Consider the following 14669-nt stretch of genomic DNA (forward strand, 5'->3'; position numbering starts at 1 on the left):
GGTGAGGCTTCAGTGGAAGAAGAAAATCAAAAACAGCCAAAAGAGGCAGGGAAATTCATTAAAATAAAGAAGTTTACGTTCATTATGGGGATTTTCTTAGTCATATTTCTAACTGCAGGGATTACTACAATAGCCTTGACCTTTGGAGATGAAAAAGTAGAGTCATTAGCACCGGATAAACATTCGGAATTTGAAAAGCTGTATTCTACATACGATACGATAAAAGATAACTATTATGAAGAGATTGATCAAGATAAGCTGGTTGACGGGGCAATTAATGGAATGATCAAAGCATTGGATGATCCCTACTCTGCTTATATGGATAAAAAGGAAGCGTCGAGTTTCCATGAAAGCATCTCTTCATCCTTTGAAGGAATCGGTGCCGAGATTCAGGAGCAGGATGGACAAATCATGGTCGTCTCACCGATAAAAGGGTCCCCAGCAGAAAAAGCAGGGGTAAAACCGAATGATATCATTTTAAGTGTGGACGGTAAAAGCGTTGAAGGACTAAGCTCTTCTGAAGCTGTCCTGAAAATCAGGGGCGAAAAGGGAACGAAAGTGGATTTATCCATCTCAAGAGCTGGTGAGCAGGAACCGATTGAGCTCACCATTAAACGGGATACAATTCCGATTGAAACGGTATATGCGGAAATGCTTGATGATGGAGTTGCAAAAATTCAAGTGACCAGTTTTTCCGAACATACAGTCCAAGAACTGAAAACGGCGCTTGAAGAAATGTCCAAGAAGGATATGAAGGGTCTCGTATTGGATTTGCGCGGAAACCCAGGGGGACTTCTTGACCAAGCAATTGAAATGGCAAGCCTTTTCATACCGAATGGGAAAGTGGTCCTTCAAGTTGAGGAGCGCAGCGGTAAAAAAGAAGTCTATAAATCGGAGAATGATGGAGAACTGAAAATCCCGGTAGTCGTGTTGATTGATGATGGAAGTGCCAGTGCCTCTGAAATCGTTGCAGCGGCTGTCAGTGAGTCTGCGGACATTCCATTGATCGGTGTAAAGTCATTTGGAAAAGGGACAGTTCAGACTGCCCAAGACTTTGAAGATGGATCTAACTTTAAATATACGGCAGCTAAATGGTTGACTCCTGAAGGCAATTGGATTCATAAAAAAGGGATCAAGCCGGATATTAATGTAAAGCTTCCTGATTATGCGAACCTTCCGTACATTTCACCTGATAAGGAATTGAAAGCATCCGATTCTTCGAGCGAAGTGAAAGCGGCTGAAGAGATGCTGAAGGAAGCAGGACATGATCCAGGAAAGATAGATGGATTTTTTGATGAAGCAACCACGAATGCGGTCATAGCGTTCCAGAAGGAACAAAAAATTAAAGAAACTGGGACAATTAAAGATGATACTACCGTGAAATTAATGCAGGTCATCCGCGAGAAAATCCTTAAAAACGACACACAAGTGAAAAAGGCAGTAGAAGTATTAAAGAAAGAAATCAAATAAATGATTTTGCCCGAAAAGCCTGTCAGCGATTATCGTTGGCAGGCTTTTTTGTCGTTAAATGCATAAAATTCCAATATTAGGCAGAGAATAGGGGTAATTTTCCGATGAGGTGAGGTAATGAAAGAAAAGGTATTTTTCATATATCTATTGATCTTGATTCTGGCAGGCTGCACCTATGCCCCTTTACCCAAACAAAATGGAAATGCAGGTACGGAAAAAAGACTAACCAAAGAAGAGGACCAGGAAAGCTTAAAAACATTTCTGTTAATTGGTGTTGACACAAGGGGAGAGCAAAAATCTCGATCAGATGCGATTATCCTGGCAAAATACTTTCCTGAGCAGGAGAAACTGAAGCTGGCTTCCATCATGCGTGATAGTTATGTGAAAATCCCCGGGAATAAATCAGGATATAACAAAATAAATGCAGCTTATTATTATGGTGGAAGGGAACTGCTCAAGAAAACCATACAGGAGAACTTCGATATCAAGGTCGATCATGTAGCGGTAATCGACTTCCAGGGATTTGTGAAGATGGTCGATTTACTTGCCCCTGAGGGGGTAGCGGTGAATGTGGATCAGGAAATCATTGATGATATGAGCATTCAAGCAAGTGTTGGTAAAAATGTTTTACATGGTGAGGAAATATTGAAATATGTCCGTTTTAGGCATGACGATGAAAGTGATTTTGGAAGGGTGGAGCGTCAACAAGAAGTAATGGTTCAATTAAAAACAGCGTTCATGAATCAAATTACATCCTTCGAAGGGATGGCGTCCCTTCCTGGTATCCTCGAACAAGGACTCTCGTACTTGGATACAGATATTGGACTGAAAACAATAATGGAAATGGCTCCAAAAGCCGTCTTTCATACACCGGACACCGTCGAAACCTTAAGGGTTCCAGTGGAAGGAAGCTTTAAAGATGAAATATATCCCCAGTCCGGAGCCGTTTTGGAAATAGATTACACTAAAAATAAAAAGGCACTTCAGGAGTTCTTTTCAAAATAACAAGAACTACTATTGAAAACAACCTTATATTAAGTGAATATGTTCAACTTACTTAAAATATTGTATTATAGACCTCGTAAGAATAATCATGATTATTTATAAAAAACGAGAGGGATACGAAATCCTTCTCGTTTTTTATCACAAATGAAGGAACCTGGATCAATTAACAAAATGCGGAATGTTTTTAATGAAATCCGGTGTTATGATGCCGTTTTCGGTAATGATGCTCGTAATAAGATGATTCGGTGTAACGTCAAAGGCTGGATTGAAAGCCTTCACGTTTTCCGGAGCGATCCTTACACCTTGAATGAAGGTGATTTCCGCTTCATTCCGTTCTTCGATCGGGATGGATGTGCCGGATTCGATAGAAAGGTCGAATGTGCTTGATGGAGCGGCCACATAAAAGGGGATGCCAAAGTGCTTGGCTAATATGGCCAATCCCAATGTCCCGATTTTATTGGCTGTATCTCCATTAGCCGCAATCCTGTCGGCCCCGACGATAATTCCATTTATTCGTTTCTGGTGAATCGTATGTGCAGCCATATTATCAGAAATTAAGGTGACATCAACCCCCGCTTGCATCAATTCCCAAGCCGTCAAACGCGCCCCTTGCAGGACAGGCCTGGTTTCACATGCGTACACTTTTAGCGGAAAGTCCCTTTCTTTAGCCAGGTGAAAGGGGGCCAAGGCTGTGCCATAACGAGCTGTGGCAATTCCCCCAGCGTTGCAGTGAGTGAGAATGGAATCTCCTCTAGTGAATAAGGATAAACCATGTTCCCCGATTTTCCTGCACATTTCTTCATCTTCAGCAAAGATGGCTTTAGCCTCCGATACAAGTGCTTCCTTTGCAGCTGAAATGCTTTGCGCAGCATGCAAGGTGTTCTCCATCCTTCTTAACGCCCAAAAAAGGTTGACTGCAGTTGGCCGTGAAGAGGCGAGTTTTTCAATATGCCTCGTTACATTTCTCTTGAAATCCCCTAATTCAGCGGTTGTTTCCTGTTTGGCACCAAGTGCAACACCAAATGCTGCCGTCAGTCCAATTGCTGGGGCACCGCGAACTTTTAATGTCAAAATACTGTCATATACATCATCAACTGAATGAAGTTCAATAAATTCAGTTATGGAAGGAAGGGCTTGTTGATTTAATAATGTAATATGGGTATCATCCCATTGTACCGAATATGGTAAGGGTGCTAGTGTAGTCATGTGCAGGGCTCCTTTTAAATGGTTGAATAAGATGACAGTGAACGTTGCTTCAAGGCTTCAATGACAGCTGGAACATCCAATTCTTCCCGTTTTTTAATTAAAAATGCACCAATTTCCAATGTTGCCGTTTTGGCAGCGATCCTTGTTTCTTTATTTTCAATGACGTTTAAATCGGCTACATGGGAAAGGCCAATGGTTCGCCTAATCAGTTCACAGCCGGCAAAACCGAATGCATCTTTTTTGAATTTTGTCAGTAAATAAGGCAGATAACCGTTCACATGGCGGAATGGGCTTTTATTTTGGCCTTCCCATAATTCGGCATAAGTTTCTTCAAAGGCATTCCAAAATTCATGAAGGTGAGTGAAAATCTCTTCTTTTCCAGCGCCATTGCGTGTGACTGCCTGGAAGAGAAGGTTGGCGGTGTATTGACCAAGGTCAAAACCAACGGGCCCATAAAAAGCGAATTCCGGATCAATAACCTTTGTTTCAGTTTCACTTGCAAATATACTTCCAGTATGTAAATCTCCATGAAGCAAGGCTTCCTGCTCGGTTTCAAAGCTTTGTTTCAGCTTAGCGACCTCAAGTATCACTTCTTGATCATTCCATATATTTTTGGCGGAATCAGTCAATTCCACCTCGAAGTCTCCCGGGAGTTCCTCAAAAAAAGGATCCGTGAAAATAAATACCTCAGTGATTTTGCAGAGTTCCGGATTCGTGAAATGCCGGGCCACTTCCTTTTTCGCAGATGGTTCTAAATGATAATCGGATGTATAAAATGCCGTCTTCGCAACATACTCACCAATATGCTGTGAAAGCACTGGATATGAATCGCCATCGATCAATCCTGTTCTAACGATTTTCAAGTGAGATAGATCCTCCATGACTGTGATGGCAAGCTGTTCATCCGAATAATAGACTTGCGGTACGAATTCCGGGCAATAACTTCTGAAATGGATCAGCGCATTCGCTTCAATGGCAGCCCTTTTCAATGTCAGCGGCCAGCTTTCACCAAGTACCTTGGCATAAGGGACCGCTTGTTTGATGATTATTCCTTTATTTGTGTGCGTGTCTGTAATATGAAAAACATAATTTAAGTTTCCATCGCCGATTTCTTTACATGTTAAACTTGCATCCGCATTGACCAACCCAAGCTTTTTTGCTAGGGTTATAGCTGTTTCGTTTGTCAATCTCTTGAAATTTGAATGGTTTTGAGTCATTCTTTTCCCCTCCAGATTCAAAATAAGAATAAAAAAGCCTCTTTCATATAGAAAGAGGCAGAAGTTTTGGCTTCGGACCTCTTATCTTCCAGAAAATGAATTCTGGTGGAATTAGCACCGTGCTCTGTGGATTTTATAATCCGGCGGTGAATCCGCCCCATTTCACAATGGTATTACAGTCGGTTGCTGGGCTTCATAGGGCCTTTATCCCTCAGCCTGCTCTTGATAAGAGTAAGTGTTTTCTGAAATTTTAATCTTCGGGAAAATAATAACAACCTTTTGAATAGTTTGTCAATGGGTAAATTAATAAAAATCAGGGCGGCGATCTTCGAATACAGGTATTTTGCTACGGGCTTCCGTAACTTTATTGAAGTCCAAGGTGCCTGTCAGGAGTTCGTTTCCTTCTCCGGCTTCACTAATGATATTCCCCCATGGATCAATAATCAAGGAATGACCAGCAAATATATTATTGACATCCGAACCTGAACGATTAACGGCTACAACATAGGCTTGGTTCTCGATGGCACGGCTAATCAATAAGGCTCTCCAGTGATCGAGTCTCGGCTTTGGCCATTCCGCCGTTACGAACAGAACTTCAGCGCCCTGAACGGTATGGGCTCGCTGCCATTCAGGGAAACGGATGTCATAACAAATGAATCCAGCACATATTTTTTCATTAAGAGTAAATAAACCATCTTTTTCTCCTGGCTGCAGGAAATGATGTTCATCCATTAACTGAAATAAGTGGAGTTTATCATATTCTTTAATGAGATTTCCATGTTTATCGATGATGATCATGGTGTTATAGATTCCCTTGCTTGTTTTTTTCGCGATGGAACCGCCTATGATGTGAATCTGGTGTTTCCGTGCCTGTGTTTTAAAAAATTCAATTGTTTTTTCTGCCTCGTGATCAGCAATCTCATTTAACCTGGTCAAGTCGTATCCTGTTGTCCAAAGCTCCGGTAAAATGACGATATCGGGTTCTGACCGTGCTGCTTTTTCCATCCATTGTTCTGCGACCTGAAAATTGATATCCGGCTGCCCGAAGGCTATATCCATTTGAATACAAGCTATTTTCCACTTCATCTATTAAAACCCCCACATGTAAAAAATGCTTTACAAGACTATGATAAACATATATCATTTGTGACTAGAATTTCAAGAAATTTCAGAGAAGGTGTATAAATGGTGCAATTCGAAAAATCCGGCCAGCTTAAGGACCTGCCCAAGCAGTTTTTTGCTTCACTAGTCGCAAAAGTCAATGCGATCACGGAGCAAGGACATGATGTCATTAATTTAGGCCAGGGAAACCCTGATCAGCCGACGCCAGAACATATCGTGAAAAGTTTGCAGTCTGCCGCTGAAAAAACGATTAATCATAAATATTCGCCATTCCGGGGGCATCAATATTTAAAAGATGCTGCCGCCGTCTTTTATGAACGAGAATACGGTGTCAAGTTGGATCCGAATAGTGAAGTGGCGATTCTCTTCGGGGGGAAGGCAGGTCTTGTCGAACTGCCGCAGTGTTTATTGAATCCAGGTGATACGATCCTTGTTCCAGATCCCGGCTATCCGGATTATCTTTCCGGGGTCGTTTTAGCCCAGGCAAAGACCGAATTCATGCCCTTGACAGAAGAAAATGATTTTCTTCCGAAATACAATGACATACATAAAGAAGTACTTGATAAAGCCAAAATGATGTTCTTGAACTATCCGAATAATCCCACAGGTGCTTCTGCAACTGAAAGCTTCTTTGATGAAACCGTCACCTTCGCAAAAGAGCATTCCATTTGTGTGGTCCACGATTTCGCTTATGGTGCGATTGGATTCGACGGAAAAAAACCGATAAGCTTTCTCCAGGCGGAGGGAGCGAAGGATGTAGGAATAGAAATATACACACTATCGAAAACATACAATATGGCGGGGTGGAGAGTCGGCTTCGCAGTGGGGAATAAGAGTGTAATAGAAGCTCTTGAACTATTACAAGACCATCTTTATGTGAGCCTTTTCCCGGCGATACAAGAAGCTGCTGCAAGCGCTTTGCTTGACTCGCAGAGGTGTGTGGAGCAGTTAGTGCAGATGTACGAAGGACGAAGGAATGTTTTCATTGAGGGATTGAGGGCAATCGGCTGGGATGTCGAAGCGCCTGCGGCATCGTTTTTTGCCTGGCTCAAGGTACCTAAAGGTTTTACGTCAGAGAGTTTTGCAGACTATTTATTAACGCATGCCCACGTAGCTGTTGCCGCAGGGAATGGATTCGGTGAATTTGGCGAAGGTTACGTCAGGGTAGGGCTGCTGACTTCGGAAGAACGGCTTGAAGAGGCTGTGGAACGAATACGTACATTAAACTTATTTTAACGATGGATTGAGGTATCCGATTTATTCACCGTTAAAATAGTTAAAACTTATTGACAAAGTAGGGATTACCTGTCAGAATACAAAATAAATTCTTAATCTTTCGATACTTGAATGCAATTTATATATCAGCGTTTTCTTATTTTGAGCAGGTGGAGGGACTAGCCCTATGAAGCCCAGCAACCGACCGTAATTCCATTGTAAAATGGGGCGGAATTCTTCGCCGGATTTCCTGAAATCCACAAGGCACGGTGCTAATTCTTGCAGCCAATGGCTGGGAGATAAGAAGATGGCTTTTTAAAGCCTCTTCTTTATGAAGGGGCTTTTCCCATTTTGAGACCATTTCAGGTTAATGACATCGAGAGTTTACTAACGTGTTATAGGAGTGATCAGATGAGCGAGATAGTCGCTACTTATTTAATTCATGACTTCAATGGAAATCATGAGAAAAAAGCAGAAAGCATTGCCCTAGGTTTGACTGTCGGGACATGGACGGACCTGCCACATTTAGTCCAGAAACAACTGGAAAAACATAAGGGGCGCGTCGTATCGGTGACACCACTTTCTGAAGAAGAGAGGGCAAACAGCTACTTTAATCGTAAAGTATACCGTTCGCTTATTAAAATTGCCTATCCGGCAGGGAATTTTTCCATTGATTTACCTGCAATCCTCACGACTGTCTTCGGCAAACTTTCATTGGACGGAGAAATAAAACTTATCGACCTGGACTTTGTCGGTGATATTCAAAAAGCTTTTCCCGGGCCGCAATTTGGCATTGGAGGCATAAGGGAAAAGATTGGCGTATTTAACCGGCCCCTGGTGATGAGCATCTTTAAAGGTGTATTAGGAAGAGACCTGACATTCCATAATGAGCAACTGAGGCAACAAGCATTAGGAGGCGTCGACCTAGTTAAAGATGATGAGATCCTCTTCGACCAGGAACTGACTCCATTTTTCGATAGAATTAAAACTGGAAAAAGAATATTGAATGAAGTCCATGAAACCACTGGCCACCGTACTTTATATGCTGTTAATCTATCAGGGAAAACATTTGAATTACTGGATAAGGCAGAGCAGGCGGCTGAAGCAGGGGCAGATGCTTTATTGTTCAACGTTCATACATATGGTTTGGATGTATTGCAGGCCTTGAGTGAACATGATCGTATCAAGCTGCCGATCATGGCCCATCCCGCATATAGCGGGGCATTGGCATCTTCATCATTTTATGGGATCGGCTATCCATTATTGCTTGGTAAATTAGTAAGGTTATCAGGTGCGGATTTATCCTTGTTCCCATCCCCTTATGGGAATGTCGCACTAGAAAAGAAGGAGACTTTGGCGATTGCTGAAGCTCTGACAAAAGATGAACTTTCATGGAAAAAAGCCTTCCCTGTTCCTTCTGCAGGCATTCATCCAGGCATGGTTCCGGACCTAATCAAGGATTTTGGGCTCGATAGCGTAATTAATGCAGGAGGGGGAATTCACGGGCACCCTGACGGAGCAGAGGGCGGGGCCAAGGCTTTCCGCTCTGCTGTGGAAGCCGTTCTAGCAGGAAAGGACCTATCTGAAGCGGCGGCTGAGGAAGAAACACTAAAAAAAGCTCTTGTGTTATGGGGAGGCTTATAAGAAATAATGAAACCGATCATCTTTTGTGATTTTGACGGAACGATCACCAATACGGATAATATCATTTCCATCATGAAAAAGTTTGCGCCTCCGGAATGGGAAGAGTTGAAAGACGGTGTCCTTCAGCAAAAAATCAGTATATCTTCAGGAGTTGGGGATATGTTTTCACTGCTTGATAGTGGCATGAAGGATGACATCATCCAATATGTAAGAAAGACGGCCGGCATTCGTCCAGGGTTTTATGAATTCGTTGAGTATACGAAACAAGCCAACATCCCTTTATATATAGTAAGCGGGGGCATGGATTTTTTCATTGCACCGCTTTTAAAAGATATCTTGCCAACAGGGTCCGTTTATTGCAACCATGCATTTTTTGATAAGGAAAAGATTTATATTGAGTGGCCGCATGCTTGTGATGATCAATGTAATAATGATTGCGGTTGCTGCAAGCCATCCATTATGAGGGAAATAGCGGGTGCGGAAGATTTTAAATTCGTTATTGGAGATTCAGTAACGGATTTTGAAGCGGCAAAACAGGCCGATTTTGTCATAGCCCGTGACATCCTGCTTGAAAAATGCGATAGGGAAGGAATTCCACATCAAGGATTTGAAACATTTTTTGATGTAATTGACATTTTAAAGCGGCAGGAGGCGGTTAAAGCGTGAACAATCATTCTAAAGAATGGCTGGAGTTGGCGGATATTAAAGCAGAACTGGCCGAAAGGGATTGGTTTATGGGAACTAGCGGGAACTTGTCCATCCGCGAGCCCAAAAGCCCTTTCTTTTATATTACGGCAAGCGGAAAGGATAAAAGGAAGCAAACGGATTCGGACTTTTTACTGGTTGATTTAAAAGGAAAACCAGTTGAAGAAACGAACCTAAGACCATCGGCCGAAACTTTACTTCATACAGTCATTTACCAGAAAACAAATGCGAACTGTGTACTCCATGTCCATACGGTTGAAAATAATGTGATATCAGAATTGTACGGAGATGAAGGCCAGGTTTCCTTTCGTAATCATGAAATCATTAAAGCGACCGGTCGGTGGGAGGAAAATTCGGAGCTTCGGATTCCAATCATATATAATCACGCTGACATTCCGCTCTTATCCGATAAGTTCAAGCCACATGTCGAAGAAGACTCTGGCGCCGTGCTGATCCGCAATCATGGCATTACGGTTTGGGGTAAAAGCGGACTCGAAGCAAAGAGAATACTTGAAGCTTGCGAATTTTTATTTCAATACCAATTGTTGCTTAATCAACAAAAGGCGTTTGCAGGCGCTTTAAAATAAACATTCATAGAGGAGGAATGAAGGATGGCGACGATCAGATTCCATGAAACAAACGAGGTTATTGAAAACGGTGAACAGGTAAAAGGATTTTTAGAAACACAAGGGGTTATTTATGAGCAATGGGACATTTCCAAATTACCGGCCCACCTTGTGGAAAAATACGACCTAACAGATGCTGACAAGGAGGAAATCCTTGCGACTTTCCAATCGGAGATAGCGGAAATTTCTGAAAGAAGAGGCTATAAAGCGCATGATATCATCACATTATCAGATGCAAATCCGAACTTGGATCAAATGCTTGAAAACTTCAAGCAGGAACACCACCATGAAGATGATGAAGTGCGTTTCATAGCAGGCGGTACGAGTATCTTTGCCATTGAAGGCAATGATAAACAGTGGTTTGATGTACGTCTTAATCCAGGAGATCTTATTAGTGTACCAGAATCGACAAGACATTATTTCACGCTCGCAGAAGATAGGAAAACTGTTGCTGTCCGTATTTTCGTTACAGCGGCAGGGTGGGTTCCGATTTACGAAAAAGACGAAGTTCAAGCATGAATCATTGTTGAAAAACCAGCTTACGGGCTGGTTTCTGTTTGTAGACAAAAGAGAGATCGGTATGGTCTCATCCCTAACCAGGATTTTAAAAAACAAGACCAGATTATCCTTAATGGTTTTTTCCTGCGACACTCCTGCCGAATAACTGGCTAGCCGGGACCCCACAGGCGCTTGCGCCGAGGAGGCTTGGCAGACAGTCGGCGGAAAGAGAGCGGATTTCTGAAATCAACTGAACTTTTTAAATAAAAAACTGCAGGCAAACTGAGTTTTCATAGAGTTTGCCTACAGTCTGTAACCACGAAGATGGACTCCGTGATTTCAGTTTGGCAACAAAATGGTGTTCGGAGTCCGAATAGTGAGATGAAGGTCAAAAAATCTCGCGAACGGTCGAATATAGTACTCCGGTCTTAATAGTTTTATACTCTAATCCTTATTGGATTGAAGAAATTTGCGACACTCCTGCCGAATAACTGGCTAGCCGAGACACCACAGGAGCTTGCGCCGATGAGGCGTGTCAGACAGTCGGCGGAATGAGAGCGGATTTATGAAATCAACTGAACTTTTTAAATAAAAAACTGCAGGCAAACTGAGTTTTCATAGAGTTTGCCTACAGTCTGTAACCACGAAGATGGACTCCGTGATTTCAGTTTGGCAACAAAATGGTGTTCGGAGTCCGAATAGTGAGATGAAGGTCAAAAAATCTCGCGAACGGTCGAATATAGTACTCCGGTCTTAATAGTTTTATACTCTAATCCTCATTGGATTGAAGAAATTTGCGACACTCCTGCCGAATAACTGGCTAGCCGAGACCCCGCAGACGCTTGCGTCGAGGAGGCTCGGCAGACAGTCGGCGGAAAGGGAGCGGATTTCTGAAATCGACTGGACATTTTTATATAAAAAACTGCAGTCGAACTCGCTTTCTATGTCTGAAACCAGCTTACGGGCTGGTTTTTTTATGTCGATCCGGCAAGTGCTTTAGTAAGATAAGTATGATAAAATTTAACGGAATCGAATTTAACCGGATCATAGGAGCAGATAAGAATGAAAACAACCGAAGTGTACATATTGGGCGGCTTTCTCGGCAGCGGGAAAACGACGCTTCTTCGAAATATATTAAAACAGGAAAGTGAAGCGGGTAGAAATGTGGCCGTGCTTTTAAATGAGCTCGGCAGTGTATCGATTGACAGCGGACTCATTGGAGATGAAGTGCCTCTTAAGGAGTTGTTTGACGGGTGCATTTGCTGCACAATTCAAGATAAACTGGAGGTTCAGCTTCATGAATTGCTAACGGAAAATGAACTGGATGCGGTTTATATTGAAACGACGGGTGCAGCTCATCCAGTTGAAGTATTGGATGGCATCATGTCGCCGATTTTCGCCAAAAGGCTGGAGTATAAAGGGATTATCACGGTCGTCGATTTATTAAGGTGGCGAGATAGGGAGGAACTGTCTCCGCAGCTTCGACAGTTGCTTGCCGAGCAAATCCACCATGCCGATTTCATATTATTGAATAAAGCGGATTTAGTAAGTGAGATGGAGGCCGCACAGCTGATATATACGATACAGGCGCTGAATCCTGATGCTGTATGCTTATTGACGGAGTATGCAGCAGTATCCTTGACATCATTGCAGCAGATGCAAAGAAAACGGCATAATGGGCATCAAAAGCTTGATGTACATGACCATTTGCATTTAACTGCAGTCGTTCATACATTTGAAGGTGCCGTGGCACAAACCGACTTTGAAGAATGGCTTAGGGGTCTTCCGGAAACGATCTATCGGATGAAAGGATACATTTCCTTTACACATTCACAATACCCCCATTTATTCCAATACTCATACGGTATGCCGATGTATATGAATGAAATGATGAAGATGCCATTGAATATCGTCATGATCGGGGAAAAGTTGGATAAGGAAATGTTGATCGGTCAGTTGAAAGCTTTGGAATTGAAAGCTGCCCGATAAAAGTTTACCGCCCATTAAAGAAGGGAAACATAAAAAGGAGACTTTCTTATCAAGGAGGCGGTATTAGTGCCATGGAATAAGAATGATTACCCAAATTCAATGAAGAATCTAGATAAAGATGTAAGGGAAAAGGCTATAGAAATCGCCAATGCATTATTGGATGAAGGATATGAGGATGGTAAAGCCATTCCAATCGCCATAGACCGGGCTAAGATGTCAGTAGAAAAAGATTGAAAAAATGGTCAGACCCATTTAGGGGTCTGACCATTTTTATTGTTGCATTCCAAAGGCGGCAAAGGTCTTTTCGTCTTCTATTAATCCGCATGCAGCACATTGAACCCGAACTTCAGGACCATTATAGGCTAGATGGAATGGCTGAAGGGAATCGTTCGAATATTGTTCAATAATCTCACCAGACTGCGGATCCTTTTTAATGGGGGTTGCTACTTGCTGAATGAGATTGAAGCGAGATTTATTTGTCCGGCAATTCGGACAGCGGTATACTTGAGACATTGTACTCACTCCTTTTTTGAATTTTAAAAAGCGTGATCGTATTATTAAGATAGTCTTTACAAACTTGAACATTAATATGTATAAATTAGTAATGGATGGAAGGGATAATATGAAAGAAAATGTCAGGCAAGAAGAATTACTGGTGGCTTATTTAAGCATATGGAACAATCGTAAGGTGACCGATGGAGGTGGAAGGGAAGTGTTGTCGGAACTCATCCGCCGTGAGCTTTTGGATGAAAATGCACATCCCCGTGCCCGAAAACCAGTATTGGAGAAATTTTACCTCTGTATTAAACGCGTGATGGGATCTTCGCTTTCGGAAGAAATGAAAAATGCGATCGTCATGGCCTATATCACTGAATTGGAAGGATTATGATTTCCGAGTGTGTTACGGATGCTTGTTAGCAAATATTCCTATCAGCTTCATACTTTTTTCACAAATCATTGTTAAAATCTTTAAAAAATAGATATTTAATGAATAAGGAGCTTAGAATATGAAGTGGGGCATTGGGCTTTTTCTTGCCATCGTACTGCTTACTGGTTGTAATAGCGGTAATGAATTTACAAAAATCAATAAAAGTGAATCTTTCCTGGCGACGGTCAATATTAAGGATACCTCACTGACTTTCATAGATGAAAACTATCATCCATTTGCAAAATGGGATATTTCAGAACCGTTTACCGGAGCCCTGCTCCTGGCAGACAAAGATACTATCCTGCTTTATGGAAAAGAGATGGAGAAAGTCCAGGTGTACTCTTTATCAGCAGGAAAATTGATAAACAGTTGGGAAATTGGCAAAGGGATCGTTAATATGAAGCTGTTACGTGATGGAAAGAGCATCGTGGCGGTCAACCAATCAAATCACTCCATTTATTTTTTAAATAAAGATGGGGAGAAACAGGATATTGTCAAGGTTGGTAAAAGCCCCCTGACCGTTCTTCAAGGAAAGCAAGCGAATCGCTTATATGTTATTAATTTTGGTGATACCAAATGTTCGGTGATAAATCTTGAAACGAGAAAGGTCGATTTTGAATTTCCCGTACATAGTTCCAGCACAGGCACATTATTAAGGGAAGAAAAGGATGAAATATGGATTGGAGGGCACGGTGATGGGGACAAAGTGGAAGAAGATCTATATATTTATTCTGCAAAAACGGGAGAGTTGAAGAATAAGCTGAATGCACCAACCATGCCGATAAAGTTCCTTGAGAATGCGGAAGGCATATTTGTCCTTAGTCATGGTACAAGCTCTTTATATAAATTGAATGATCAATATGAAGTAGTGACAAGCAAAGTGGTCGGCGTTAACCCCTTTGAGATGGCGAACTTCAACGAAGATGTGATCGTGGCGGGTTATGATAGTGATGAAGTGTATGTAATGGATACTGAAACAGTCGATGTTAAAAAAACGATCAAAGTCGGCGAAGGTCCGTTCCAATTGATGTTGAGGGAGTAGAT

The 14669-nt window shown here is 42.1% G+C and carries 14 protein-coding genes, 1 pseudogene and 2 riboswitches; of the genes and pseudogenes, 11 read left to right on the top strand and 4 right to left on the bottom strand.

Annotated features, from left to right (window positions below; translation table 11 throughout):
* Nucleotides 1-12 precede the first annotated feature (12 nt).
* Both BW986_RS06250 and BW986_RS06255 read left to right on the top strand, forming a co-directional pair.
* Nucleotides 13-1470: a lmo1851 family serine protease gene (locus BW986_RS06250; protein ID WP_260320744.1), complete on the top strand. Its 1458-nt coding sequence runs from the start codon at nt 13-15 to the stop codon at nt 1468-1470.
* Between the two features lie 117 nt (nt 1471-1587).
* The gene (locus tag BW986_RS06255; RefSeq protein ID WP_076366062.1) at nt 1588-2475 is read left to right on the top strand and encodes an LCP family protein; all 888 of its coding nucleotides are present in this window, start codon (nt 1588-1590) and stop codon (nt 2473-2475) included.
* A gap of 159 nt (nt 2476-2634) precedes the next feature.
* On the opposite strand, the gene mtnA is transcribed toward BW986_RS06255, so the two are convergent.
* From mtnA to BW986_RS06270, 3 genes are all read right to left on the bottom strand, one after another.
* Entirely contained in the window at nt 2635-3681 is a 1047-nt protein-coding gene (gene mtnA, locus BW986_RS06260) for an S-methyl-5-thioribose-1-phosphate isomerase (protein WP_076366064.1), read from the bottom strand.
* 14 nt (nt 3682-3695) lie between these two features.
* Entirely contained in the window at nt 3696-4898 is a 1203-nt protein-coding gene (gene mtnK / locus BW986_RS06265) for an S-methyl-5-thioribose kinase (protein WP_076366066.1), read from the bottom strand.
* Between the two features lie 78 nt (nt 4899-4976).
* Nucleotides 4977-5130: riboswitch (SAM riboswitch) on the bottom strand.
* Nucleotides 5131-5201: 71 nt separating this feature from the next.
* Nucleotides 5202-5984, bottom strand: coding sequence for a carbon-nitrogen family hydrolase (locus BW986_RS06270; RefSeq protein WP_076366068.1), 783 nt, complete (start codon nt 5982-5984; stop codon nt 5202-5204).
* 99 nt (nt 5985-6083) lie between these two features.
* Between BW986_RS06270 and BW986_RS06275 the strand changes: the two genes are divergently transcribed.
* From BW986_RS06275 to BW986_RS30055, 7 genes and pseudogenes are all read left to right on the top strand, one after another.
* Nucleotides 6084-7256, top strand: coding sequence for a pyridoxal phosphate-dependent aminotransferase (locus BW986_RS06275; protein WP_076366070.1), 1173 nt, complete (start codon nt 6084-6086; stop codon nt 7254-7256).
* A gap of 133 nt (nt 7257-7389) precedes the next feature.
* Nucleotides 7390-7541: riboswitch (SAM riboswitch) on the top strand.
* Nucleotides 7542-7646: 105 nt separating this feature from the next.
* Entirely contained in the window at nt 7647-8879 is a 1233-nt protein-coding gene (gene mtnW, locus BW986_RS06280; RefSeq protein WP_076366072.1) for a 2,3-diketo-5-methylthiopentyl-1-phosphate enolase, read from the top strand.
* A 6-nt stretch (nt 8880-8885) separates the two neighbouring features.
* The gene (locus BW986_RS06285) at nt 8886-9545 is read left to right on the top strand and encodes a 2-hydroxy-3-keto-5-methylthiopentenyl-1-phosphate phosphatase (RefSeq protein WP_076366074.1); all 660 of its coding nucleotides are present in this window, start codon (nt 8886-8888) and stop codon (nt 9543-9545) included.
* Complete coding sequence (locus BW986_RS06290) at nt 9542-10171, top strand: methylthioribulose 1-phosphate dehydratase (RefSeq protein ID WP_076366076.1); 630 nt, start codon at nt 9542-9544, stop codon at nt 10169-10171. Before BW986_RS06285 ends, BW986_RS06290 begins: the two co-directional genes overlap by 4 nt.
* Nucleotides 10172-10195: 24 nt before the next feature.
* Complete coding sequence (locus BW986_RS06295; RefSeq protein ID WP_076366078.1) at nt 10196-10729, top strand: cupin domain-containing protein; 534 nt, start codon at nt 10196-10198, stop codon at nt 10727-10729.
* 1041 nt (nt 10730-11770) lie between these two features.
* Complete coding sequence (locus tag BW986_RS06300) at nt 11771-12697, top strand: CobW family GTP-binding protein (protein ID WP_076366080.1); 927 nt, start codon at nt 11771-11773, stop codon at nt 12695-12697.
* Nucleotides 12698-12763: 66 nt separating this feature from the next.
* Nucleotides 12764-12910: pseudogene (locus BW986_RS30055) on the top strand (DUF2188 domain-containing protein); the annotation flags it as partial.
* Nucleotides 12911-12967: 57 nt separating this feature from the next.
* Here the strand turns inward: BW986_RS30055 and BW986_RS06305 are convergent.
* Nucleotides 12968-13210, bottom strand: coding sequence for a DNA alkylation repair protein (locus BW986_RS06305; RefSeq protein WP_076366082.1), 243 nt, complete (start codon nt 13208-13210; stop codon nt 12968-12970).
* A gap of 109 nt (nt 13211-13319) precedes the next feature.
* Between BW986_RS06305 and BW986_RS06310 the strand changes: the two genes are divergently transcribed.
* Together BW986_RS06310 and BW986_RS06315 are read left to right on the top strand one after the other, a co-directional pair.
* Nucleotides 13320-13586, top strand: coding sequence for a hypothetical protein (locus BW986_RS06310; protein WP_076366085.1), 267 nt, complete (start codon nt 13320-13322; stop codon nt 13584-13586).
* 118 nt (nt 13587-13704) lie between these two features.
* A complete protein-coding gene (locus BW986_RS06315; RefSeq protein WP_076366087.1) occupies nt 13705-14667 on the top strand; it encodes a YncE family protein in 963 nt (320 codons plus the stop codon).
* Nucleotides 14668-14669 lie beyond the last annotated feature (2 nt).

Origin of the sequence: Peribacillus simplex, from assembly GCF_900156045.1 — a bacterium.
GTDB lineage: Bacteria > Bacillota > Bacilli > Bacillales > DSM-1321 > Peribacillus > Peribacillus simplex_D.

Coding starts and splice junctions, on each gene's coding strand:
- BW986_RS06305 (WP_076366082.1), bottom strand. CDS start 13,210: ATGTCTCAAGTATACCGCTGTCCGAATTGCCGGACAAATAAATCTCGC.
- BW986_RS06285 (WP_076366074.1), top strand. CDS start 8,886: ATGAAACCGATCATCTTTTGTGATTTTGACGGAACGATCACCAATACG.
- BW986_RS06255 (WP_076366062.1), top strand. CDS start 1,588: ATGAAAGAAAAGGTATTTTTCATATATCTATTGATCTTGATTCTGGCA.
- BW986_RS06295 (WP_076366078.1), top strand. CDS start 10,196: ATGGCGACGATCAGATTCCATGAAACAAACGAGGTTATTGAAAACGGT.
- mtnA (WP_076366064.1), bottom strand. CDS start 3,681: ATGACTACACTAGCACCCTTACCATATTCGGTACAATGGGATGATACC.
- mtnW (WP_076366072.1), top strand. CDS start 7,647: ATGAGCGAGATAGTCGCTACTTATTTAATTCATGACTTCAATGGAAAT.
- BW986_RS06315 (WP_076366087.1), top strand. CDS start 13,705: ATGAAGTGGGGCATTGGGCTTTTTCTTGCCATCGTACTGCTTACTGGT.
- mtnK (WP_076366066.1), bottom strand. CDS start 4,898: ATGACTCAAAACCATTCAAATTTCAAGAGATTGACAAACGAAACAGCT.
- BW986_RS06300 (WP_076366080.1), top strand. CDS start 11,771: ATGAAAACAACCGAAGTGTACATATTGGGCGGCTTTCTCGGCAGCGGG.
- BW986_RS06310 (WP_076366085.1), top strand. CDS start 13,320: ATGAAAGAAAATGTCAGGCAAGAAGAATTACTGGTGGCTTATTTAAGC.
- BW986_RS06275 (WP_076366070.1), top strand. CDS start 6,084: ATGGTGCAATTCGAAAAATCCGGCCAGCTTAAGGACCTGCCCAAGCAG.
- BW986_RS06270 (WP_076366068.1), bottom strand. CDS start 5,984: ATGAAGTGGAAAATAGCTTGTATTCAAATGGATATAGCCTTCGGGCAG.